This window comes from Gemmobacter aquaticus (assembly GCF_007859075.1).
GTDB lineage: Bacteria > Pseudomonadota > Alphaproteobacteria > Rhodobacterales > Rhodobacteraceae > Gemmobacter > Gemmobacter aquaticus.
On the sequence record NZ_VOAK01000011.1, the window covers coordinates 1038409 to 1061096 of the forward strand.

The 22688-nt window shown below is 63.0% G+C and carries 22 protein-coding genes and 4 tRNA genes; 13 read left to right on the top strand and 13 right to left on the bottom strand.

The window, feature by feature from the left end; genetic code table 11:
- Positions 1-3: 3 nt before the first annotated feature.
- The 8 genes from FQU74_RS07235 to FQU74_RS07270 all read right to left on the bottom strand — a co-directional run bounded on the left by FQU74_RS07235 (position 4) and on the right by FQU74_RS07270 (position 5550).
- On the bottom strand, positions 4-1080 hold the full coding sequence (locus tag FQU74_RS07235) for a 2'-deoxycytidine 5'-triphosphate deaminase (protein ID WP_146285733.1): 1077 nt from the start codon (positions 1078-1080) through the stop codon (positions 4-6).
- A 64-nt stretch (positions 1081-1144) separates the two neighbouring features.
- Positions 1145-1222 (bottom strand) — tRNA-Pro (locus FQU74_RS07240).
- Between the two features lie 61 nt (positions 1223-1283).
- Entirely contained in the window at positions 1284-2072 is a 789-nt protein-coding gene (locus tag FQU74_RS07245) for a MerR family transcriptional regulator (RefSeq protein WP_146285734.1), read from the bottom strand.
- 14 nt (positions 2073-2086) lie between these two features.
- Positions 2087-2389: an integration host factor subunit alpha gene (gene ihfA, locus FQU74_RS07250; protein WP_146285735.1), complete on the bottom strand. Its 303-nt coding sequence runs from the start codon at positions 2387-2389 to the stop codon at positions 2087-2089.
- 116 nt (positions 2390-2505) lie between these two features.
- Positions 2506-3477, bottom strand: a complete 972-nt coding sequence (locus FQU74_RS07255) for a beta-ketoacyl-ACP synthase III (RefSeq protein WP_146285736.1) — start codon at positions 3475-3477, stop codon at positions 2506-2508.
- Positions 3474-4574 carry a phosphate acyltransferase PlsX gene (gene plsX, locus FQU74_RS07260; protein ID WP_146285737.1) on the bottom strand — a complete coding sequence of 367 codons (1101 nt, stop codon included), beginning with the start codon at positions 4572-4574 and terminating at the stop codon, positions 3474-3476. Before plsX ends, FQU74_RS07255 begins: the two co-directional genes overlap by 4 nt.
- Positions 4575-4601: 27 nt before the next feature.
- Positions 4602-4808: a 50S ribosomal protein L32 gene (gene rpmF, locus FQU74_RS07265; protein ID WP_146285738.1), complete on the bottom strand. Its 207-nt coding sequence runs from the start codon at positions 4806-4808 to the stop codon at positions 4602-4604.
- A gap of 172 nt (positions 4809-4980) precedes the next feature.
- Positions 4981-5550: a YceD family protein gene (locus FQU74_RS07270; RefSeq protein ID WP_146285739.1), complete on the bottom strand. Its 570-nt coding sequence runs from the start codon at positions 5548-5550 to the stop codon at positions 4981-4983.
- A gap of 169 nt (positions 5551-5719) precedes the next feature.
- Between FQU74_RS07270 and FQU74_RS07275 the strand changes: the two genes are divergently transcribed.
- The 3 genes from FQU74_RS07275 to FQU74_RS07285 all read left to right on the top strand — a co-directional run bounded on the left by FQU74_RS07275 (position 5720) and on the right by FQU74_RS07285 (position 8883).
- On the top strand, positions 5720-6193 hold the full coding sequence (locus FQU74_RS07275) for an outer membrane protein assembly factor BamE (RefSeq protein ID WP_146285740.1): 474 nt from the start codon (positions 5720-5722) through the stop codon (positions 6191-6193).
- A gap of 88 nt (positions 6194-6281) precedes the next feature.
- Positions 6282-7022, top strand: a complete 741-nt coding sequence (locus FQU74_RS07280; RefSeq protein WP_188781558.1) for a GNAT family N-acetyltransferase — start codon at positions 6282-6284, stop codon at positions 7020-7022.
- A 49-nt stretch (positions 7023-7071) separates the two neighbouring features.
- Positions 7072-8883, top strand: a complete 1812-nt coding sequence (locus FQU74_RS07285) for an ABC-F family ATP-binding cassette domain-containing protein (protein WP_146285742.1) — start codon at positions 7072-7074, stop codon at positions 8881-8883.
- A gap of 14 nt (positions 8884-8897) precedes the next feature.
- Here FQU74_RS07285 and FQU74_RS07290 read toward each other — a convergent pair whose 3' ends face one another.
- Both FQU74_RS07290 and FQU74_RS07295 read right to left on the bottom strand, forming a co-directional pair.
- On the bottom strand, positions 8898-9323 hold the full coding sequence (locus tag FQU74_RS07290) for a hypothetical protein (protein ID WP_146285743.1): 426 nt from the start codon (positions 9321-9323) through the stop codon (positions 8898-8900).
- Positions 9324-9367: 44 nt separating this feature from the next.
- Entirely contained in the window at positions 9368-9784 is a 417-nt protein-coding gene (locus tag FQU74_RS07295) for a hypothetical protein (protein WP_146285744.1), read from the bottom strand.
- Between the two features lie 276 nt (positions 9785-10060).
- Between FQU74_RS07295 and FQU74_RS07300 the strand changes: the two genes are divergently transcribed.
- Positions 10061-10136: transfer RNA gene (locus FQU74_RS07300), tRNA-Val, on the top strand.
- Between the two features lie 29 nt (positions 10137-10165).
- Here FQU74_RS07300 and FQU74_RS07305 read toward each other — a convergent pair.
- Together FQU74_RS07305 and FQU74_RS07310 are read right to left on the bottom strand one after the other, a co-directional pair.
- Entirely contained in the window at positions 10166-11155 is a 990-nt protein-coding gene (locus FQU74_RS07305) for an SH3 domain-containing protein (RefSeq protein WP_158635551.1), read from the bottom strand.
- A 178-nt stretch (positions 11156-11333) separates the two neighbouring features.
- The gene (locus tag FQU74_RS07310; RefSeq protein WP_158635552.1) at positions 11334-13400 is read right to left on the bottom strand and encodes a Hint domain-containing protein; all 2067 of its coding nucleotides are present in this window, start codon (positions 13398-13400) and stop codon (positions 11334-11336) included.
- A gap of 322 nt (positions 13401-13722) precedes the next feature.
- Between FQU74_RS07310 and FQU74_RS07315 the strand changes: the two genes are divergently transcribed.
- From FQU74_RS07315 to ispG, 7 genes are all read left to right on the top strand, one after another.
- Entirely contained in the window at positions 13723-14661 is a 939-nt protein-coding gene (locus FQU74_RS07315; protein ID WP_146285747.1) for a pirin family protein, read from the top strand.
- 111 nt (positions 14662-14772) lie between these two features.
- Positions 14773-14849 (top strand) — tRNA-Asp (locus tag FQU74_RS07320).
- A gap of 31 nt (positions 14850-14880) precedes the next feature.
- A tRNA-Asp gene (locus FQU74_RS07325) sits at positions 14881-14957 on the top strand.
- An 88-nt stretch (positions 14958-15045) separates the two neighbouring features.
- A complete protein-coding gene (locus tag FQU74_RS07330) occupies positions 15046-15456 on the top strand; it encodes a hypothetical protein (RefSeq protein ID WP_146285748.1) in 411 nt (136 codons plus the stop codon).
- Between the two features lie 139 nt (positions 15457-15595).
- A complete protein-coding gene (hemA, locus tag FQU74_RS07335) occupies positions 15596-16825 on the top strand; it encodes a 5-aminolevulinate synthase (protein WP_146285749.1) in 1230 nt (409 codons plus the stop codon).
- A gap of 128 nt (positions 16826-16953) precedes the next feature.
- Positions 16954-18201, top strand: coding sequence for a helix-turn-helix domain-containing protein (locus tag FQU74_RS07340; protein WP_146286236.1), 1248 nt, complete (start codon positions 16954-16956; stop codon positions 18199-18201).
- A 97-nt stretch (positions 18202-18298) separates the two neighbouring features.
- Positions 18299-19423, top strand: coding sequence for a flavodoxin-dependent (E)-4-hydroxy-3-methylbut-2-enyl-diphosphate synthase (gene ispG, locus FQU74_RS07345; RefSeq protein ID WP_146285750.1), 1125 nt, complete (start codon positions 18299-18301; stop codon positions 19421-19423).
- A gap of 18 nt (positions 19424-19441) precedes the next feature.
- On the opposite strand, the gene FQU74_RS07350 is transcribed toward ispG, so the two are convergent.
- Positions 19442-20194: a DsbA family protein gene (locus FQU74_RS07350; RefSeq protein WP_146285751.1), complete on the bottom strand. Its 753-nt coding sequence runs from the start codon at positions 20192-20194 to the stop codon at positions 19442-19444.
- 103 nt (positions 20195-20297) lie between these two features.
- Between FQU74_RS07350 and FQU74_RS07355 the strand changes: the two genes are divergently transcribed.
- Positions 20298-21443, top strand: coding sequence for a pyridoxal phosphate-dependent aminotransferase (locus FQU74_RS07355; protein ID WP_146285752.1), 1146 nt, complete (start codon positions 20298-20300; stop codon positions 21441-21443).
- 4 nt (positions 21444-21447) lie between these two features.
- The gene (locus tag FQU74_RS07360; protein ID WP_146285753.1) at positions 21448-22662 is read left to right on the top strand and encodes an N-acetylmuramoyl-L-alanine amidase; all 1215 of its coding nucleotides are present in this window, start codon (positions 21448-21450) and stop codon (positions 22660-22662) included.
- Positions 22663-22688 lie beyond the last annotated feature (26 nt).

Here is a 22688-nt window from a genome sequence, read left to right on the forward strand (position 1 = left end):
CTGTCAGCTGCGGAAATGTTTGGCCAGCTTCAAGCCCTGACCCTGATAGTTGGAGGCAATCCCGGCGCCGTAAAGTGTCTCGGGGCGTTCGGCCATGTGTTCATAGACCAGACGGCCCACGACCTGTCCATGTTCCAGCACAAAGGGCGCCTCGTGGCATCGCACCTCAAGCACACCGCGTGAGCCATTGCCGCCTGCGGCCGAATGGCCGAATCCCGGATCGAAGAATCCCGCGTAATGCACACGAAACTCGCCGACCATCGCCAGATAGGGCGCCATCTCGGCGGCATAGTCGGGCGGGATCGTGACCGATTCCCGGCTGACAAGGATGTAGAAGGCGCCGGGGTCGAGGATGATGCGGCCCTCGCGGGTGCGGATCTCTTCCCAGAAGTCAGCCGCCGGGTAGTATCCGATGCGATCCAGATCGATCACCCCGGTATGCGGCTTGGCGCGATAGCCGACAAGATCGCCGGCCTCAGGGCGCAGATCGACCGAGAAGCCCAAGCCCTCGGAAATCACGGCCTCACCATCCACCAGATGTTCGGCGGCATGCAGGCGCGCCAGGGCCGCATCGTCAAGCACGGCCTGGCCATTGCGGAAGCGGATCTGGTTCAGCCGCTGGCCGGCGCGGGCCAGAACCGAGAAGCTGCGAGGGCAGACCTCGGCGTAGAGCGGCCCCTCATAACCCTCGGCGATGCGGTCAAACTCAACCCCGCCGTCGGTGATCGTGCGCGTCAACAGATCGAGCCGCCCGGTGGAGCTTTTGGCATTGGCCACCGCTGTGACACCCTTGGGCAGGCGAAGCCGCTCCATCAGCGGAATCACATAGACGCAGCCTTTTTCGAGAACGGCGCCCTCGGTCAGGTCCATGCGATGCATTTCGAATTCTGCGATGCGGTCGGCGACGCTGCGCCCGGCGCCAGCAAGGAAGGATGCCCGAACCCGGTAAGCCACTGTTCCCAGACGCAGATCAAGGCTTGCGGGTTGAATCTGACCCGGCTGAAGTGCCGGATCGGCGGCAATCATACCATCGGCGATCAAACGGCGCAGGGCCTGTGCGGGCAGAACTCCGGTCGTCATCTCGCGCCTCTCAGCTGAAAAGAAAAGGGCCCGCGCCTTGTTGCCAAGGGCGGGCCTTTTCGGTTGGTCGGGCCGGTGAGATTCGAACTCACGACCTTCCGCCCCCCAGACGGACGCGCTAACCAGGCTGCGCCACGGCCCGACTGCGCGGATACATAACGATAATTCCGGCGGGGGCAAGCGGCAAAACGCATCTTCGCGAATTATCCGCGCCGCGACGATTGCGTGGCTGCCAGACGATCGTGCAGGGCCATGATCCGGGGTTTCAGTGCGCGCAGTCGCTGCAGGTCGGCGTCAGAGAATTCCTTCAGCGGCGCGCGGAACAGCGTGGGCAACCAGGGTGCAGCAGGCTCGACCGAAGGTGCCGGCGCCTCAGTCTGTTCGGGCGCAACTGGCGTTGCTTCGGTCGAGGACGGGTCATCTTCCAGTAGGACCACGTCCTCGGCGGTCGACCATCCGAAGTCAAAACTCGTTTGGTGCGCCGCCGTATCGATGCGCGATTCCGTCGTCAAAATGATGGCCTCAGAGGTTTCCTCCGGTGAAACGTCCGGCGCCGCCTCGTTTTCGTCGCCATCATCTGGGACATCAGTCACAAGCTCTGCGCGCTCGGGCTGGGCCAACCAGTCGGTCAGTGCAACCACATTGTCAGGGATGGTGGGATGGGGCGTCTCTATAACCACCTCAGTTGCGGGCTCAGCAAGCTCATCCGCCGGCGCCAGCGTCGCGGACGCCATGCCCGAAACGGCCTTGATCCCCTGATCGCGCAGAATCTGTTGCACGCCGCGGATCGTCATGCCGTCATCATGCAGCAGCTTTCGTATGCCACCCAGCAGGGCCACATCCGAAGGCCGGTAATACCGGCGCCCGCCAGCACGTTTGACCGGCTTGATCTGCGAAAAGCGCGTCTCCCAGAACCGCAGCACATGTGCCGGTGTCTCCAAAAGCTCAGCGACTTCGCTGATCGTTCGGAAGGCCTCGGGAGATTTGTCCATCTGTCAGCGTCCGTTCAGCGGTGCGCCCCGTTGGCCACGCGATCCTTCATCAGATGCGACGGCCGGAAGGTCAGCACCCGGCGCGGGCTGATTGGAACCTCATCGCCGGTTTTCGGGTTTCGGCCGATGCGGGCCGATTTGTCACGCACCGAAAAGGTGCCAAAGGACGAGATCTTGACCATCTCGCCAGACACCAGCGCGTCTGAAATATGCTGCAGCACGGACTCGACCAGATCGGCCGATTCATTGCGCGAAAGCCCAACCTCTCGGAAGACGGCTTCGCTCAGGTCCATGCGCGTTAGGGTCTTGTCGCTCATCATTCCCCCCCGGGTTTTCCAGAAGATTGATGGCTTTGGGTTTTCGAGTCAATATCAACCACTTGCGCGCAGCAGTTCAGACGCGATCAAGGCGACAAATTGCGCAAGTTAAAGGCCTACCAGCGCAGAACGACTGATCCCCAGGCAAGACCGCCGCCAATCGCCTCGGTGACCAAAAGATCGCCGGGCTTGATCTGACCGCGTTCGACACCAACAGACAGCGCGAGCGGAATCGAGGCGGCGGAGGTATTGCCATGGTCCTGAACGGTTACGATCACCCGATCCATTGGCACCTGCATACGCTTCGCAGTTCCCTCGATGATGCGGATATTGGCCTGATGGGGCACAATCCAGTCCACATCCTCACCCGAGAGACCGATCTTGTCGAGCGCGGCATGCGCGGTTTGGGCCAGCTTCTCGACGGCATGGCGGAACACTTCCTTGCCTTGCATCCGTAGATAGCCGGTTGTCCCTGTCGAGACGCCGCCATCGACATAGAGGATGTCCTTGTGGCGCCCGTCCGAATTGAGATCACAAGACAGGATGCCACGGTCCTGTGCGCTGCCGTCGCCTTCCTGCGCCTCAAGGATCACTGCGCCCGCGCCGTCACCAAAGAGAACGCAAGTGGATCGGTCAGACCAGTCCATAAGGCGTGAGAACGTTTCCGCACCGATCACCAGAACCCGCTTTGCCTGACCCGAGACGATCAGCGCATTTGCATTTGTCAGGGCGAAAACAAAGCCCGCGCACACGGCCTGCACGTCATAGGCAAAACCACGTGTCATGCCTAGACGGGCCTGAACCATGGTCGCGGCAGAAGGAAATGTCAGATCGGCAGTCGACGTTGCCAGCACGATCGCGTCGATATCATCGGGCGACAAACCCGCTGCAGATATCGCCGCCTCGGCGGCACGGGTCGCCATATCGGACGTCGTCTGTCCCTCGGCCGCAAAATGCCTGCGTTCGATTCCGGACCGGCTTTTGATCCATTCATCCGAGGTCTCGATGGTCTGCTCGAACTCGGCGTTCGGCACCACACGCTCGGGCAGATAATGCCCCACACCTACGACGACGGCGCGAATTGTCATTTTTGTTCACCGCTCTCCTGCTCCGGCGCATCCTGCCCCGCGGCTTCGGCGGATGCAAGCCGGGCGGCGAGCCGATCATTGAAGCCCGAGCGCGCAAGCTGTGCTGCAAGGCGAATTGCCGCTGAAACGCCGGTCTCGTCTGCCGATCCGTGAGATTTCACGACGGTTCCGTTCAACCCGAGGAACACACCGCCATTAACGCGCCGCGGGTCGATCCGCTTTTGCAACCGCTTCAGCGAGCCGAGTGCCAGAAGTGCCGCGAACCTGGACAAAAGGCTTGCCGAGAACGCCTCGCGCAGCAGCTCAGAGACAAGCTTTGCCGTGCCTTCGCCGGTCTTCAGGGCGATATTGCCGGTGAAGCCGTCGGTGACAATCACATCAACGCGGCTGGAAGGAATGTCGCCACCTTCGACAAAGCCCACAAATTCGAAACCAGCCGCGTCTTGCGCGGCGGTCATGCGGTCATGGGCGATCTTCAGCTCGGCCCGGCCCTTGTGCTCTTCCGTGCCCACGTTCAGCAGGCCGACGCGCGGGCGGGCGAGATCGAGACCATTGCGGGCATAGGCCGCGCCCATGGTCGCGTATTGGAGCAGGTCTTCGGGCTCTGCCTTGATGTCGGCGCCCACGTCCAGCATGACGTTGAAACCACCCGGATTACGCGAGGGCCAGAGGCAGGCAATGGCAGGGCGGTTCACGCCCGGCAGCTTGCGCAGGCGGATCATCGCGACGGCCATCAGCGCGCCGGTATTGCCGCAGCTGACCGCGACCTTCGCCTCACCTTGCTTGACGCTTTCGATCGCTGACCACATCGACGTTCCGTCGCCATGGCGCATGACCTGGCTTGGTTTGTCAGACATCGTCACGACGCGGGGGGCGTGGCGGATCTGGACGCGCGCAGCGACCTCCCCGTGGCGATCAACCATCGGGCGTAGCACGGTTTCGTCGCCGTGCAGGATAAAGTCGATATTCGGGTCGCGCCGGGCAGAGGCGACAAGACCGGCAACTACTGCTGCCGGCCCACGATCCCCGCCCATGGCGTCAACTGAAACGACGGTGCGCGCAGCGCCCTGGTCCGGAATTGAGGTTCCGTTCGACATCTCTTGTCAACAGGGCAGGGATGCGGCTTACGCCGCGTCCTCGTCCACGTCGACTTCTTTGCTGACCGCGACGACTTCGCGCGAGTCGTAGTGGCCGCAGGCGCCGCAAACGTGGTGCGGGCGCTTCAGCTCGCCGCAGTTCGGGCATTCTGCCGGGTTGCCGGCCACAAGGGCGTCATGCGAACGACGCATGTTGCGACGCGAACGGGTGACTCGGTTCTGAGGGACAGCCATGTCTCAACCTCGGGTAAGTTGGGGGGCAAGCCCCTGTTATTTCTTTGGTAACCGCCGATTCCGCATATGCGGCGACCGCTGGTTCCACGGTGTTTGCGAGGCGCGGAACATACTGGGATTCTGGCCGGGCGCAAGTGTTTTCTGCACGTTGCGGGCCATCCGGGGGATTCCGTTACTCGCCGTCCTTATGGGGTAGGCCGAGCTTTTCCGCAAGGCTTGCCAGACCGGAAAACGGCCGAAGGTCCTCGTCCCGCAATGGCTGAACGCCGGGCGCGGCATGGACGGTCTCGCCAAGTTCCACACCTTCGGCACGCGGATAAGGCGGAAGCGCAAGCGCCAGAGCCTCGGTCGCGACGAATCCGGCGTCGATCACATCGGGCAGGGGTTCGATCCGGTCATCCTCGGGGATTTCGGATTCGTCGGCCTCGGGCAATTCCATGTCGGCGATATATCGCCGCTCGACCCGTTCTTCGATGCGGGTCCGAACTGGAGCCAGCGTCACGATGCAGGGCTGCTCTACAACCGCCGTCAGGGTGCCATCGAGATCCCAATCGTGGCGCCCATGCGGGCGCAGCTCGCCCTTGAAACGCAGGTCCGTGACCGCAGTGATTCCCAGAACGGTCGCCAGCGCCGAAAGCGCGGTCGCATCGGGTTTCAGGTCAAATCGTGTGGGTTTTCGCGCGGCCAGTGCAGCGACGCGCAGAGGGTGGGAAAGGGGTAGGTCGGGGCCGGTCATCTGCATCTCTCCGCTTGGGCGGCAAGGCCGGGATGCGTTCCTTCGCTTGAACAGCGGCCCGTCCTTCTGTAAGCCGGTGCCTGTGCTTGGCCGCAAGGCCCGGGCATGTCTGGTATTCGGATTAGGTTGGGGCGGCCGCAAAGGCAAGACCCGCCGGTCGCAAGCGGGGAAGAACATGGCGGCAGCAGGGTTCGGGCGGTTCGGGCGGCGCATGGCGACCTGGCTCGCAGGGGCAGTTTGTGCCGTTGCGATCGCGGCATGCTCGCCGGTCTATCGCGACCATGGCTACGCGCCCAGCGATAAGGACCTTGCCCAGATCACCGTCGGCGTCGATACCCGCGAAACCGTGGCTGAAAAGCTGGGACGCCCCACTGCCTCGGGCCTGTTGAACGATCAGGGCTGGTATTTCGTTCAAAGCCGCTGGCGCCATTACGGCGCGCGCGCACCGCAAGAGATCGACCGCCAGGTCGTCGCGATCAGCTTCACGGAGGCTGGCAAGGTCAGCAACGTCGAACGGTTCGGGCTTGAAGAGGGGCGCGTCGTCACGTTGTCGCGGCGTGTGACCGAGACGAACGTGCATGGCGTGGGCTTCCTGCAGCAGCTGTTCGGCAACGTCGGTCGCCTGCGCGCCAGCGACATCGTCGACTGACGGTCACGCAGGCGTCGCAGCCGGCTGCTACAATGGACATAGGGCGCGTGAGCTGTTGTCGCGCCCGATCCGTGGACAGGAGGCCGAGGTGGAATCGCTGCATCGTGGACGCTACCGCGCCAGACTTGCCGGATCGGCCGAGGATGTTGCGCGCGCCCAAGCCCTGCGCCACCTGTGTTTTCATCGACGCGCCGGATCCGATGCCGATGACTTCGACAGCACTTGCCTGCATGTGCTGGTCGAAGATCGGGAAAGCGGCGATCTGGTCTGTTGCTACCGTCTGATGGTTCTGGCCGAGGGGGAGGCGATCGGGCGCAGCTATTCAGCACAGTACTATGATCTGTCTCAGCTTGTGCAGTTTCGCGGCCCGCTGGTCGAAATGGGACGCTTTTGCGTGGCCCCGGGCCAGCCGGATCCCGACATCCTGCGCCTTGCCTGGGGGATGATGACCCGCATTGTTGACGGCCATGGCGCGCGCCTTCTTTTCGGCTGTGCATCCTTTGCCGGAACCGACGCTGACGCCCATGCCGAGGCGTTCAGCCTTCTGCGCCAGTCACACCTCGCGCCGCGCAGGTGGCTTCCCAGGGTCAAGGCACCGCGCGTCTTTCGCTTTGCGCAGGCGCTTGCCGCACGCCCGGCCGATGCGCGGCGGGGGTTTCTGGCGATGCCCCCTTTGCTGCGGACCTATCTGGGCATGGGCGGTTGGGTTTCGGACCATGCGGTGATCGATGAGGCGATGAACACGCTTCACGTCTTCACCGGGGTTGAGGTCAGCGCCATCCCCGAAGCCCGCGCGCGGGCGCTGCGCAACGTGGCGCAAGGCGCGTAGGCGCCCTCTGCGGCTTGACCTTGGTCGCGCGCCTCGGTAGCTGCGGACCATGGCACGCGCACCCCTTCTCCAGCTCTCTGGCATCTCGCTCACTTTCGGTGGAAACCCCTTGTTCGAGGGGTTGGATCTGGTCGTCCAGCCGGGCGACCGGGTGGCCCTTGTGGGGCGCAACGGCTCGGGTAAATCCACGCTGATGAAGATCATGGCGGGGTTGGTCGAGCCTGACGCCGGCAGCCGTGTCGTGCCGCCGGGGGTGACTGTCGGCTATATGGAGCAGGACCCCGACATTTCAGGATTCGCCACGCTTGGCGACTATGCTGCCTCGGCGCTGCCGGTGGATGAGGCCTATAAGGTCGATGTCGTGGCCGAAGGGCTGAAGTTCGACCCGACCACCCCCGTGACCTCGGCCTCGGGCGGTGAGCGCCGCCGCGCGGCGCTTGCCAAGCTGATGGCAGAGGCGCCCGAGCTCATGCTGCTCGACGAGCCGACCAACCACCTCGATATCCAGGCGATCCAGTGGCTGGAGTGCGAGCTTTCGGAAACCCGCACCGCCTTTGTCCTGATCAGCCACGACCGCGCATTCCTACGGGCGCTGTCGCGTGCAACGCTATGGGTGGACCGGGGCGAGGTGCGGCGGCGCGAGGCTGGTTTCGACGGGTTTGAAGAGTGGCGCGAGCAAATCTGGGCCGAAGAGGACGACGCCCGCCACAAGCTGGAACGCAAGATCAAGCACGAGGCGAAATGGGCGGTCGAGGGTATCAGCGCCCGCCGCAAGCGCAACATGGGCCGTGTCCGTGCCTTGCAGGACCTGCGCGCGCAACGCGCCGCGATGATCCGTCGCCAGGGCACCGCCGCGATGGAGATCGACAGCGGCCAGACCTCGGGCAAGAAGGTGATCGAAGCACAGGGCCTGACCAAGGCCTATGGCGACAAGGAGATCATCCGGAACTTTGACCTGCGCGTGCTGCGCGGCGACCGGGTGGCCTTTGTCGGGCCGAACGGAATCGGCAAGACCACGCTTCTGAAGATGCTGACCGGGCAGGAAACACCCGACGCAGGCACCGTAACGCTTGGCACGAATCTGCAAATCGCGGTCTTTGACCAGACGCGCGCACGGCTCGACCCGGAGGCGAGCCTGTGGGAAAATCTGACGGGCGATCCGCTGATGGCGGTATCCGGTGCGTCGGATCAGGTGATGGTGCGTGGCACGCCCAAGCATGTGGTGGCCTACCTCAAGGACTTTCTATTCAATGAGGCGCAGGCGCGCGCGCCTGTCAAATCGCTCTCAGGGGGCGAGAAGGCGCGGCTGTTGCTGGCCAAGCTGATGGCTCAGGAATCAAACCTGCTGATCCTCGACGAGCCGACAAACGATCTGGATGTGGAAACGCTGGATCTGTTGCAAGATCTTCTGGGCGAATATGACGGCACGGTTCTTCTGGTCAGCCACGACCGGGATTTCATCGACCGGGTCGCCACGACGACAATTGCGCTTGAGGGGCAGGGGCGTGCCACGGTCTATGCCGGGGGATGGACGGACTATCTGGCGCAGCGCCCACAGGAAGTCGAAGCGCCTGCCGCAAAGCCGGCCACAAGCAAGACCCCAGTTGAGCCGAAGAAACCAGAGCCCAAAAAGGCCAATGGCCTGTCGTTTACAGAACGCAAGCGACTGGATGCGCTGCCCGATGTCATCGACAAGCTGGAGCGTGAGATTGCCAAGCTTGGCGAATTGCTGGCCACGCCCGATCTGTTCACGACTGAACCCGTCAAGTTCCGCAAGGCAACTGAGATGATGGCCGAGCGCCAGACCTCACTGGCCGAAGCCGAAGAGGAATGGCTGCTGCTTTCAGAACGCGACGCGTGAAGGAACGGCCACGATCAGTGGCCGAACTCTTCGATGGAGCCGTCCTCGTAGACGACATGGGCAATCTTCAGCTCGGCGCTGGATTTGCGCTCGGCGATGGCGTGGAGCGTCTTGATGGTGGCCCGGTCATTCACCTCGAGTACGATCGAACGATGCTGGCCCGGCGCGATGGCCAGAATGCATGAGACCGGCAGCGAAACGTGCTGACGCACGCCAGGCCCCCGAAGGGTGATCCGCCCTGCCAATTCGACAATACGGTCGAGGGCAAATGAGGCGACCTTCAGCACAACCATGACCGGTGCGGTTTGGTCGGCAAGGGTGCCGCGGTCGAGCGCATCAATGCGCCAGTCGACAAGATCAATAACAGGGTCATCAAATGCCGACGCAGGCAGCGACGACAACAGGGAAACAAGTCGTACGGGTACACGATCGGAACGCATTGGCTATCTCGCAAATTCATGGGGTGGCAGCCCCGTTTCTTCAATCACGACTTCCGGGTTTTGCGTGCGGTGAACTCTACTTCTGGGCTGGTGACGGGGGCTGAGACGGACTCGACCTGCGCAATTCCGAAGGTTTCGGTGCAGCAGCTGCAGCGGAACCACTCCTGGCCGTCCAGATCACCGTCTTCCGGCAGATAGGCGTCGATGCGCTGCTGCCCGCGACCATGCAAGAAGCACACCGGACACAGCGCATGCGCGACGCCGTTGGTGTAGGCCAGCGGCACAAAACGCAGGGCATGACGCAGACCGACCAACTCGCACAGCTGCTCTTGTAGATGGGCTGCAATGAACTCGGCGCGCGAGTTCCAGTTCGCAGCCTTGCGTGCAAGAACTGCTTCTGCCCTGAAGGCATCGTGTTGAATGACGCAGGTCGCCCCACGCAACCGGCTGATGTTTCCCATGATCCGAACCCCCAGATTCTGCGTTAATCTGGCGGGCAAAAGGGGCGTGACCGTGGCAGAGACGGGGCAGGGATCTGACCCTTCTGTGCACTCTCTGGTCTTTTTTCAACGTGGCTTTGGCCAATCCCTCCCGGGGTCGGCCAATTGTTTGGCAGGGGGAAACGAACGCGGCGCCCGCCATGATCAGGCCGATGTTCGCGCGCCCGACCTTTGCCACGATTCGAGACGGGCGCCCCCCTTGCAGCGACGCGGCGCATGCGATAGGCAGTCGCACAGGGGCCGTTAGCTCAGTTGGTAGAGCGTCTCGTTTACACCGAGAATGTCGGCGGTTCGAGTCCGTCACGGCCCACCATTCTCCATAGCAGACCGCATCCAACGGGATCAGCCGCCGGTGACCACGGCGTCAGGGATCTCGAATCTTTCCGCCCCAATGCGCACGAACCACAGGTCTGCTTCGCGCCGAACCTTGAGCTCCTTATTCGAATCGGCAGCACTGGGCTTTCCTTCGGCAAAGGAGATCAGCCGCTGCCCACCATCCGGGAAGGCGACAAAGACATCAGCCGAACCCAACCCGCGCCGTTGCACGCCAAAGGCGCAGGGCATCGCGGGCTGACCCTGATGATGGGCGCAGGGAACGAGCCCCGTCGCATCGAAGGGTTTGCCGTTGGGCGCAACAGGGGTGGCGACGCCGGGGAAGGGCTGGGCGGTGTCCGAGGGCGGGGCTGCCTCGCGCAGGTAGTTGCCGCGCACCCAGCCAACCAGACCGCGCGCATCGGAAGCGACTTTGCACCAGCGCTGTTCGTCAACGCGGGCGCAGCCCTGATTGCGCACCACCTCGCCCATCGCAAGATGCCCGCGAATCCGCTCGCTGGTACCTGGACCGTTCCGCACGTTCAACGTGTCGCCGGGTGTCAGGTTGGTGACCTCCCAGAAGTCCGGCCCTCCGGCCAGTCCGTCGGCAAAGTCGTTCACGGCCTTGGGAACGGGGGTGACAGCATGATCGGCCGGGACCGAAATCTTGAGCTTGAACTTGGCAACCTCGTCGCGTCTGGCGGCGCTGCGCATCATGTAGACGTCAATCCGGTAATCGCCGCTGACCGGAAGCGTGCCTTCGAACCGTTCGCCGCTGATCGAGCCTATGAACATCGCCTCGTTCGCGCCGGGCGCGGTCACGTTGAAATAGGCCGCACCGTTGGGCGAGCTCATCTCGACCTTCAGGGTCTGACCGGCACTCGCACCAACCAGAAAGCTTGCGCCGTCATAGCCTTTGATCTTGTCCGACACTTCAGCATGGTCCGATCCGCCCGCAAACTGGATGCGGCGGGTGGTGTCGGCGTTGGCCATGCCGGCCAGCCCAAGGGCGAGGGCCATGACAGCCAGGGCCCTGGCAGGGCGTTGAATTAGGGCGTGAAACATGCTGGCTCTCCGCGGTAGCGTGATTTGCACGAGTGGCCCCGCGCCGCGCGTGGCTCGCGGCGTCGGGGAGATTCGTGTCGAAGCATACATTTGCCTGGTGTAGCCCGGCTATCCGATGTGCGCAGAACTGCGTTCAGCCCGCAAACAAAAGGGCAGACTCGTGCCGCTTGAGGCTGGGACGCGCAGCGGGATAGGCCGAGGGGATCTGATCTTCGGCAAGCCCCGGAAACAGCGACAGAAGTTCCGCGCGTGCTTCTTCGGCTAGACCGGCCAGCGATTGATCGCCCGGTTGGAAGCTTTCCGACCAGCACCCGTCAACCATGACGATCTGATGCGTGGCGCACATGAAGTGGATGTAGGTGACAGGGCCACGCTCCTCCACCGTGATGCCCGGACGGCCGACCAGATGCAGCGCCGGCACCAGGACTTCGGTTTCACCGAAAAGCACATCGGCGCGCGGGCCGCTGAAAAGCACCCGGTGCTGTGGAGAGACCACCATGTCGCGCGCAGGAACGCCGTGCCCCAGTGCGCCGGCTGAGATGCGCACGGGGCGGAAGCGCGGCTCGACCAGAAGGGCCAATTCGTTCAGCGTTTGTCTGCCGGTCCAGACGATCGGTTGAAAGCCTGAGTCGCGGGTCAGCACGCGGTCACCCACGCACAGATCCTCGACCGCGACCAGACCGCGGTCGGTTGTTGCCAATGATCCGGGCGTAAAACAGGTTATGATCCGCTCGATATCGGTGAACGTCATTGTGCCGATGACGTTCCCGTTGCTGTCGAGGAACTGGATCGTTCCCGACTTGGGATCGTTCGGGTCGTAGATGACGTTCGTGCCGGAGAACCCCCAAGCCGTCAGGTCCAGCGTATCGGTCTCGCTGCTACCGCCATCGATGTTGCCACCGATGGTGAAACCGGGTACCGCGCTGTTGTTGGCGATGATGATTGTATCGTTGCCCGCGCCGCCCTGAACATTGTCAGAGCCATAGCCGGTGGTCAGGGTGTCGTTGCCATCGCCACCCGACAATGTGTCGTTGCCGGCATCCCCGATAAGCGCGTCATTCCCCGTGCCACCGGCAAGCGAGTCGTTGCCGGCGCCGCCATAAAGAACGTCGTCATTGGCATCGCCATTCAAGGTGTCGCTGTCGGCGCCACCATAGAGCGTATCGTTGCCATCGCCCCCTGAGAGGACGTCGTTGCCAGCGTCACCGCTGATCGAGTCCGCCCCCGTACCTCCGCTGACCGAGTCGTTGCCCGTGCCACCCTGTATGGTGTCGTCCCCGGCATCACCGGTGATGGTGTCTGCAGCAGCGCCACCGTAGATCGCGTCGTTGCCATCACCACCCGCAATGGTGTCATTGTCGGTGCCAGTAAACGTATCGCCCGGCCGGTCGCCATAGATGGTGTCGTTGCCCGTGCCGCCATACAGAACGTCACCACCGCCGCGGCCTTCCACGTAGTCGTCGCCGGCTCCGGCGTCGATGATGTTGGTATAGACGTCGCTGCCGGTTGTGGACGAGTCGTCAAAGCCGACCAGCGTGTCGTTGAAGGCAGATCCGAGGATTGCATCGATGCCGCCTGCGTTGACGTCACCATTCGCGTCACCGCCGGAAAATGAGTTTGTCGTCAGGTTGACTGACACCGCAGCAGAGGAATCGCGATAGTCGAGGTAGTCCAGACCTGCGCCACCGGCGAGCGTGTCGCTGCCAGCGCCGCCATTCAGCGTATCGCTACCGTCACCGCCTTCAAGTCTGTCATTGCCAGTGCCGCCGCTGAGATAGTCGTTACCGGCCCCACCATAGAGCGAGTCGTCGCCGCCCCCACCAAAGGCAAAGTCGTCTCCGGCTTCAGCATTGATGACATCGGCGTTGTTGTTGGTGTTGTTGGTGAGATAGGGGGCGCCGTAGAGAACGTCGTTACCTGCGGTGCCGTCTACGGTGCTGGGGCCGTTACCGCCGAAGGTTGCATCAAATACGCTGCTTGATATCCCCGTCGTCACGGAGGGCGAGCCAGTTAGCGTCGAAGACGTGACGAAATATATGCGGCCGTCGCTCGCCAGAACGAAATTCCCGGTGATACCGCCGGTGACAGTGCCAGGGCCGATGGTCTTTACGTCTGTAAAGCTGGTCAGCGAAGTTCCGACCGAGTTACCACTGTTGATGACGCCCGAAGTCGATATCGTAACAAAATAACCGCTCGGCATACGACAAACACTCCCTGAGCCTGAGGCAGGCAAACACGCACAACCACAAGGCTTTGTGATCTCGATTCGCGAATGTGCTACATCCGGAATCTTTGACCAACCATTTAACAGTGTCCTCTTAACGTGTCTTTGCCGGGAACCTCCAGACGCATTCATTCAGCGAAAGGTGTGGTTGCAATTCATCGCTTTTGCGCGCAGGTGCGGCATTGCGGGGCGTTACCGGTATCTCATGTGCCTTGGTGCGCACATGCAGGCTGCGCTGGCGCAGGATGCGCCGAATCTCCAACTCGCCTATGTTCGATCCAACGAACAGGAGGCCGTGATGAGCTGGAACCCCATTCTTGACCCCTCGATACCCATCGGGGACGCCGTTGATGCCATCGATACCGTGATCGTCGCGCGGGCGCGTGATCTGGGTGGGTTCGAGGTGCGGCGTGCCTTGCCCTCGGCCCGGCGGCAGATGGTGGGGCCCTTCATCTTCTTCGATCAGATGGGGCCGGCAGAGTTTCTGACGGGGCAGGGCATTGACGTGCGCCCGCACCCGCACATCGGGCTTGCGACCGTGACCTATCTGGTCAAGGGCCGCATGCATCATCGCGACAGCCTCGGAACCGACCGCTGGATCGAACCCGGCGCCGTGAACCTGATGACGGCCGGAATCGGAATCACCCACTCTGAACGCACCGATGGTGAAATGCGCGCGATGCCCCATGCCCTCTTCGGGCTGCAAAGCTGGCTGGCGCTGCCAAAGTCGCATGAGGACACGCCCGCCGATTTTCGCCATGTGCCAAAAGACGATTTGCCCGAACTGGAAGGCGAGGGAAAACAACTGCGCCTGATCCTCGGCAAGGCCTGGGGGGCGGAAGCGCCGGTGCCGCTGGCATCCGAGGCATTCTATGCCGACGCGGTTCTGGCGCCCGGCGCAGCACTTCCCTTGCCGGACAACCATGAGGATCGTGGCGTGTATGTGCTGGAGGGCGAGGTGTCGCAGGCCGGAACAAGCTATGAGGCGGGACAGATGCTGATCTTCCGACCCGGCGATTCCGTCAGCGTCAAGGCAGGCCCTGCGGGCGCGCGCATCATGATTCTGGGCGGGGCCACCATGGATGGGCCACGCTTTATCTGGTGGAATTTCGTAGCATCGTCGCGTGAAAGGATTGAGGCCGCAAAGGAGGCGTGGCGGGCCGGTGACTGGGCGCATGGCCGGTTCAGCCTGCCGCCGGGCGATGACAAGGAATTCATCCCTGCGCCTGAAAAGTGAGGTTTTTCATATCTTTGACGGTTTTTGCAAAAATCGTCACCGATCCGCTTGACGCCGCACGCGCGGCCCCGTAATAACCGCCCCACATCCGGGCACTGGCCCGGGCGGCATGCGGTGGTAGCTCAGTCGGTTAGAGTACCGGCCTGTCACGCCGGGGGTCGCGGGTTCGAGCCCCGTCCACCGCGCCACCGCCCGCCAGTGCCCCGGATGTGTGATCGCGCGGTGGTAGCTCAGTCGGTTAGAGTACCGGCCTGTCACGCCGGGGGTCGCGGGTTCGAGCCCCGTCCACCGCGCCAGTCACACCAGCGAAAACGCCGGGCCCTCGGGTCCGGCGTTTTGCTTTTGCGGGCGCGTTGTCCCGCGGCATACGAGGAGATTTCGCGCATGTTGCAGGCGTGGGTGATGCTGGCTCTGTCCGGCGCGCTGATGGCCACCGCCGCCAGCGCCGAAGTCCGACGCGAATCCGTCACATTGGCCGGGCGGCAAGTGACCTTGCACCTGCACAGCTTCCTGACAGAAGATGAACGCACCACGTTGCAACTGGTGATGACGAACGCGCAGGCCTTGGCCGTTCTTGCGCCCGCAGGGGCCTCTGCCAAAGATTACACTGCGCTGGCGCTCTCTCCTGACGAAGGGTTCATCCGTGAAGGTGCCCCCGTAAACTCGGCACAGGCGCTGTCGGGTTTGGCTGACCCCACCACTGCGCGCAGCGCGGCCGAGGCCGAATGCAACCGCCGGCGTGCAAAAGGGGCTGCGGCTTGTGTTACAGTACTGGAAGTGGGGCCCGCAGGCTGACCGCTCGTTGTCCCAAAGAAGGGGGCGGCAAAATGGCCTCTTTTCGATATACGATTTGACCAATATCAAGGCCGCCGCAGGAGCCACCTTATATCCGGTGGCCACCACGGCACCCCGCCGAAAGCCAGGGAGACGGAAGATGGACTACGACAAGGCCCTCGACAGCGCGATCCAGCGGCTGCACGAGGAAGGGCGGTACCGCACCTTCATCGATATCGAGCGCCGCAAGGGCCACTTCCCCAACGCGGTCTGGCGCAAGCCCGACGGGACCGAAAAGAACATCGCCGTCTGGTGCGGAAACGACTACCTTGGCATGGGGCAGCACCCGGTCGTTCTTGCCGCGATGCATGAAGCGCTGGATGCGACCGGCGCCGGATCGGGCGGCACGCGCAACATCTCGGGTACCACGCTTTACCACAAGCGGCTTGAGGCCGAGATTGCCGACCTGCACGGAAAAGAGGCGGCACTGGTCTTCAGCAGCGCCTATGTGGCGAATGATGCAACGCTCTCGACCCTGCCGAAGTTGTTTCCCGGCCTGATCATCTATTCCGACGAGCTGAACCACGCCTCGATGATCGAGGGGATCCGCCGCAACGGCGGGGCGAAGCGCGTGTTCCGCCACAATGACGTGGCGCATCTGCGCGAGTTGATTGCCGCTGACGATCCCGCCGCGCCCAAGTTGATCGCGTTTGAATCGATCTATTCGATGGACGGCGACTTTGGCCCGATCAAGGAACTGTGTGATCTGGCTGAAGAAGTGGGCGCACTGACCTACCTCGACGAGGTTCATGCGGTGGGCATGTATGGCCCGCGCGGCGCCGGTGTGGCCGAGCGCGACGGGCAGATGGCGCGTGTCGACATCATCAACGCCACACTCGGCAAGGCGTTCGGCGTGTTCGGTGGCTATATCGCGGCCTCGGCCCGGATGGTTGACGCGATCCGGTCCTATGCGCCGGGATTCATCTTCACGACCTCGCTTCCGCCAGTCGTTGCAGCGGGTGCTGCGGCCTCTATCGCCTTCCTGAAGACTGCCGAAGGGCAGAAACTGCGCGACGCACAGCAGTTGCACGCCCGCATCCTGAAAATGCGCCTGCGCGGGCTGGGATTGCCGATCATCGATCACGGCAGCCACATCGTTCCGGTGCATGTGGGCAACCCGATTCACTGCAAGATGCTGTCCGACATGCTGCTGGAACAGTTCGGGATCTACGTGCAGCCGATCAATTTCCCCACGGTTCCGCGCGGAACCGAACGTTTGCGCTTCACCCCGTCGCCCGTACACGATTCACTACAAATTGAGGCAGTTGTGAAGGCGATGGACCAATTGTGGCGTCACTGTGCGCTGAATCGCGCCGAACTGACCGCGTAACGCGCTTCTGCGTGTGCAAAAGCCACTTGCCCTATGTTAGGTTAAGCGCAATTAGGGCGTGGTGAGTCGTGAAAATTTCGACTCACAAACGCGCGATCGGGACGGGCAAGCAGGACGGGGCAGGGCGCATGATCTGGCGCAGGACGCAACCTTCTACGGTTGAGGTCGATAAACCAAAGGGCTTTGATGGCTTCGAGCTTCGCCTCGGGGATGTCATGCGCGGCGAGCGTGCCACGCTTGGCAAGTCGCTGCTTGACGTCCAGCGCGAGCTGAAGATCAAGGCGACCTACATTGCCGCCATCGAGAACTGTGACGTTTCAGCCTTTGAAAGTCAGGGATTCGTGGCCGGGTACGTCCGGTCCTATGCGCGTTATCTGGGCATGGACCCTGACGAATCGTTCCGTCGGTTCTGCAAAGAGGCAAACTTCGAGGTCGCGCACGGCATGTCCGCTGCTGCAGCCCCGGCGACGATTACCGCTGCACGCGCCCGTGCGGGCGCACAGGATCTGCGCGATCCGCTGGCCAATCCGAATGCGCTGTTTCTGCCGCGCAGTGAAAGCTGGATCAGTCGGGTCGAACCCGGAGCAATCGGTTCGGTTCTGGTGCTGGTCGCCCTGATCGGCGCACTGGGCTACGGTGGCTGGTCTGTTCTGCGTGAAGTGCAGCGCGTGCAGCTTGCCCCCGTTGACGAGGCGCCGACCGTGGTTGCCGATATTGACCCGCTCGACGGCGTGCAGACGCTGGCGCCGGTCAACCGCATAAGCCCGCCCGATCCGCAGAAGCTTGCCGCGCATGATCCGGCACCGCAGCCGGGCAGCCCGGAACTTCTGAACCGCATGCGCCGCCCAGAGGCGCTTGAAGTGCCGGTGATGGTTTCGCGCGATGGACCGATCGCCTCGATCGATCCGCGCCAGACCGGCGCGCTTGCCAGTGCCGCCTCGGCGGCGACACTCGCCGCGACGCCGGCCGTAGCTGAAGGCGCCGCAACGCCGAGCGATCAGGTGCAGGTCGTGGCGGATGCCAAGCCGGGGGTCGAACTGCTGGCGGTGCGTCCGTCCTGGGTGCGCGTGTCCTCGGCCGATGGAACGGTGCTGTTTGAAAAGATCCTCGATGCCGGCGAGCGTTATGTCGTGCCGCCGCTTCAAGAGGCGCCGCTGCTGCGTTCGGGTAATTCTGGCTCGGTTTACTTCCTGGTCAATGGCCAGACCTATGGCCCTGCGGCACCCGGTCCGCAGGTCGTGAAGAACATCGCCCTGACGGAAGAGGCGCTGACCCAGAAATACGCCGTTGCAAAGATCGACGATGATGCCGATCTTGCGCGCATCGTGAATGTGGCCGAGGCGTCGGTTCCGGAAGCACCGGTCGAAGGTCAGTAAACGCGGCGAAGTGATGTGAAACGGCCCCGGCGGCATTGCCCCGGGGCCGTTCCGCTTTTATGTAGTCGCGCAAGGCCAGCACCGAAAGGTTGATCCCATGTCGCACAATCCCATCCGTCCGTGGCGCAACATCGACCGTCGGAAGTCGCGTCAGATCCGCGTGGGCAAGGTTCTGGTGGGCGGGGACGCGCCGATCTCGGTTCAGACGATGACGAACACGATCACGTCTGACGCCAAGGCAACCATCGAGCAGATCCAGCGCTGCGCCGTCGCCGGCGCCGATATCGTCCGGGTTTCGACCCCGGATGTGGAAAGCACCCGCGCGTTGCGCGAGATTGTCGCCGAAAGCCCGGTTCCGATCGTGGCCGATATCCATTTCCACTACAAACGTGCCATCGAGGCGGCCGAAGCGGGCGCGGCCTGTCTGCGCATCAATCCCGGCAATATCGGTGATGCCAAGCGCGTGGCCGAGGTGGTACGCGCAGCCAAGGATCACGGCTGCTCGATCCGGATCGGGGTGAACGCAGGCAGCCTCGAAAAGCACCTGCTGGAGAAGTACGGCGAGCCGTGCCCCGAAGCGATGGTGGAGTCGGGCCTTGATCACATCAAGCTGTTGCAGGACAACGACTTTCACGAATTCAAGATCAGCGTGAAGGCAAGCGACGTCTTTCTGGCCGCCGCAGCCTATCAGCAGCTTGCCGATGCGACGGATGCGCCGATCCACCTAGGCATCACCGAGGCGGGCGGCCTGGTGTCCGGCACAGTGAAATCCGCCATCGGGCTCGGCAACCTGTTGTGGATGGGCATTGGTGACACGATCCGTGTCTCACTTTCCGCCGATCCGGTGGAAGAGGTGAAGGTTGGGTATGAAATCCTCAAGTCGCTTGGCCTGCGCCATCGTGGCGTGACGATCATCTCATGCCCCTCCTGCGCGCGTCAGGGCTTCGATGTGATCAAGACCGTCTCCGCGCTTGAGGAACGGCTGGCGCATGTCACCACCTCCATGAGCCTCTCGATCATCGGCTGTGTCGTGAACGGGCCGGGCGAGGCGCTGATGACGGATATTGGCTTTACGGGGGGCGGCGCTGGTAATGGGATGGTGTATCTTGCCGGCAAACAAAGCCACCGCATGGGGAACGACCAGATGATCGACCACATCGTCGAACTGGTCGAGAAGAAAGCCGCCGAGATCGAGGCGCAATCGAAAGAGGCGGCCGAGTAAACCCGGCCGCCGGAAGCGTCAACCCTTGGCGCGCTCTGCCGCCACGATCTGGCGCATCCCGTCCAGCGGCACATAGCCGCGCAGCATGGTTCCGTCGATGACAAAGCTGGGGGTGCCGTTGATCTGCATGGCGGTGCCAAGCTCATGGTTGGCCGCGATGATCTGCTCAACTTCAGGCGCGTCCATCTTGGCCGTGATGGACGCAGCATCAAGCCCCAGCTTCTTTGCAAGCGCACCAAGGCTGTCGGCCGTCACGTCACCACGCAGGTTATAGAGCGCGTCATGGACTTGCTTGTAGGCCTCATCGCCTGCAACCAGACGGGTCGCGATGGCGAATTTGGAAGCCAGCAGCGATTCCTCACCCAGAATCGGGAACTCTTTCACGACAAAGCGGATATTGCCGTCCGACTTCACCAGCTCTTCGACCTCGCCATAGGCCTTGCGGCAATAGCCACAGCGGTAGTCAAGGAACTCGACCACCGTGATATCGCCTTCGGGGTTGCCGCCAACCCAAGAGTTTGAATCCTCGAAAATCGCAGTCGCATTGGCCTTGATCAGGTCCCCGTCATTCTCCGCCGCAGCCTGCTGCTGGCGGGCTTCCAGAACCTCGATCGCCTCCATGATCACTTCGGGATTGTCCAGAAGGTAGCTGCGAACTTCGTCCCGAAGGGCGGTGCGCTCAGCCTCCGTCAGCTTGGACAGGTCAAAGGCCTGCGCGGGCAGCCCTAGGCTAAGGGCCAGCGCAGAGGCGGCGATCAGGTGGCGGGTCATGCAATTCTCCATCGGGGCGAGGGGGGCATAACGGACCTCAGGGCCCCGACTTGACGCGCACGCCCCGCCGGGCCAGTGTCTGCGCGACTTTACGGGGGCAAGCATGCAGGTTTCAAGTCGGGCTCTGGTCGATCCCTTCATTGTGATGGATGTGATGGAAAAGGCGCGCGCTCTTGAAGCCGCGGGCCGCAGCATCATCCATATGGAGGTGGGACAGCCCGGAACGCCCGCGCCGAAAGGTGCGCTCAAGGCGCTGGCGCGGCAGATGGAAGAGGGGCCGCTTGGATATACCGTGGCGCTTGGCCTGCCCGAATTGCGCGCAGGGATCGCGGCGCTTTACCGGCGTTGGTATGGCGTGGACCTCAATCCTGACCGTGTTGTGGTCACCGCCGGTTCATCGGCCGCGTTTCTCTTGTCGTTCACCACGCTTTTTGATGCGGGTGACCGGGTGGGTCTGGGCGAGCCCGGATACCCCAGCTACCGGCAGATCCTCAAGGCGTTGAGCCTGCAAGCGGTGGGTATACCCGCCTCGGTCGACAATCGGCTGCAACCGGCGCCCGCAGATCTGGAAGGGCATGACCTGCACGGCATGATCGTCGCAAGCCCCGGCAACCCTTCGGGCACGATGCTATCTCATGATGCGCTGGCCGCGCTGATCAACCATTGCGCCGGACGGGGCATCAAGTTCATCTCGGACGAGATCTATCACGGGCTGCACTACGCCGACCGCGCCACCAGCGCGCTGGAGATCAGCGACGATGTGCATGTGATCAACAGCTTCTCCAAATACTTCAGCATGACCGGCTGGCGCATCGGTTGGATGGTGGTGCCCGAGGATCAAATCCGCGTGGTGGAACGTCTGGCGCAAAACATGTTCATCTGTCCGCCCCATGCGAGCCAGGTAGCGGCACTGGCCGCGCTGGACTGCATTGATGAGCTGGAGGCAAACCGCGCCGTCTATGCCCGGAACCGGCAGATGATGCTGGAGGAATTGCCCAAGGCCGGGTTCACCCGGATCGCACCGCCCGACGGGGCGTTCTACGTTTATGCCGATGTCAGCGATCTGACCCAGGACAGCCTGAAATTCGCGGCAGAAATCCTTGAACAGGCGGGGGTTGCGGTGACACCGGGCCTCGACTTCGATCCTCGGCGCGGCGCGCAGACCTTGCGCTTTTCCTATGCGCGATCCAGCGAGGATATCGCCGAAGGGTTGCATCGGCTGAAGACCTATATGGCGCGGCGGGGATGACGGAATGTTGAACCTTATCAGATGGTTCTCCCTCGCGGCTATCGCGATCCTGATGCTGGCTGGCGGCGCCGTGGCGCAGGCCCCTACAGGTGAGCTGTCCGCACTTGCCCGGCTGGAGCCGGCCCGCTCATCGATGCAGGTCACCGAGACCGGCCTTACACTGACACTGGGGATCAGCCAGCCTGTGCCATGGCGCGCCCGCCTTCTGGATAATCCGCCGCGTCTGGTTGTCGATTTTCGCGAGGTCGACTGGCGCGGGATAGAAGGTGTGCGGCGGGAAGGTGTGGCCGATCTGCGAGCAGGGATCTTCCGTCCCGGCTGGTCGCGACTTGTGGCCGAGTTGCGTCGCCCGATGGTGATCGAACGTGCGGGCATGTCCACTGACGGGGCGACGACAGTCGAGGTGGCACTGCGTCCCGCCTCGGCGCAAGAGTTTTCCTCCAAGGCGTCGGTCCCTGAACCGCCGGGCTGGACCCTGCCCAAACCTGCCGCCATTTCGGGCGGGAATCCTTCAGATGATGGCCGCTTTGTCGTTGTGCTCGACCCCGGCCATGGGGGGATCGATCCGGGGGCCGAGACAGAGGGGCTGAAAGAGGCCGAACTGGTCCTGACTTTTGCGCGCGAGTTGAAGGACCTTCTGATGCGCGATGGCAGCATCGAGGTGTTCATGACGCGCGAGGAAGATGCCTTTGTCCCGCTCGAAACCCGGATCACGGTCAGCCGGGCCGCGGCGGCGGATGTTTTCATATCCCTGCACGCCGATGCGCTGGCCGAGGGGGAGGCTGTGGGCGCGACGGTCTACACGCTTTCCGACGAGGCCTCGGATGCCGCGGCACAGGCACTGGCCGAACGCCATGACCGGGCCGACCTTCTGGCCGGTGTTGATCTGTCAGAGCAGGATGACATGGTCGCGCGCGTCCTGATGGACATGGCGCGCACTGAAACCGCCCCGCGCGCGGACAAACTGGCCGATGCGCTGGTCACCTCGATCAACGCGGCCGGCCTTCGGATGCACCGCCACCCGCATCAGACAGCGGGCTTTTCGGTGCTCAAGTCGCCCGACACCCCGTCGGTGCTGCTGGAACTGGGGTTCATGTCCTCCGAGAAAGACCTTGAACGGTTGCAGGACACCGAATGGCGCAGCAAGATGGCAGCGGCCGTGCGCGACGGTCTGGTTGCCTGGGCACGCGATGATGCGGCCCGTCGTGGGCTGAAATAGTGGGCGCGAACCGGCGGGAAAGCGCC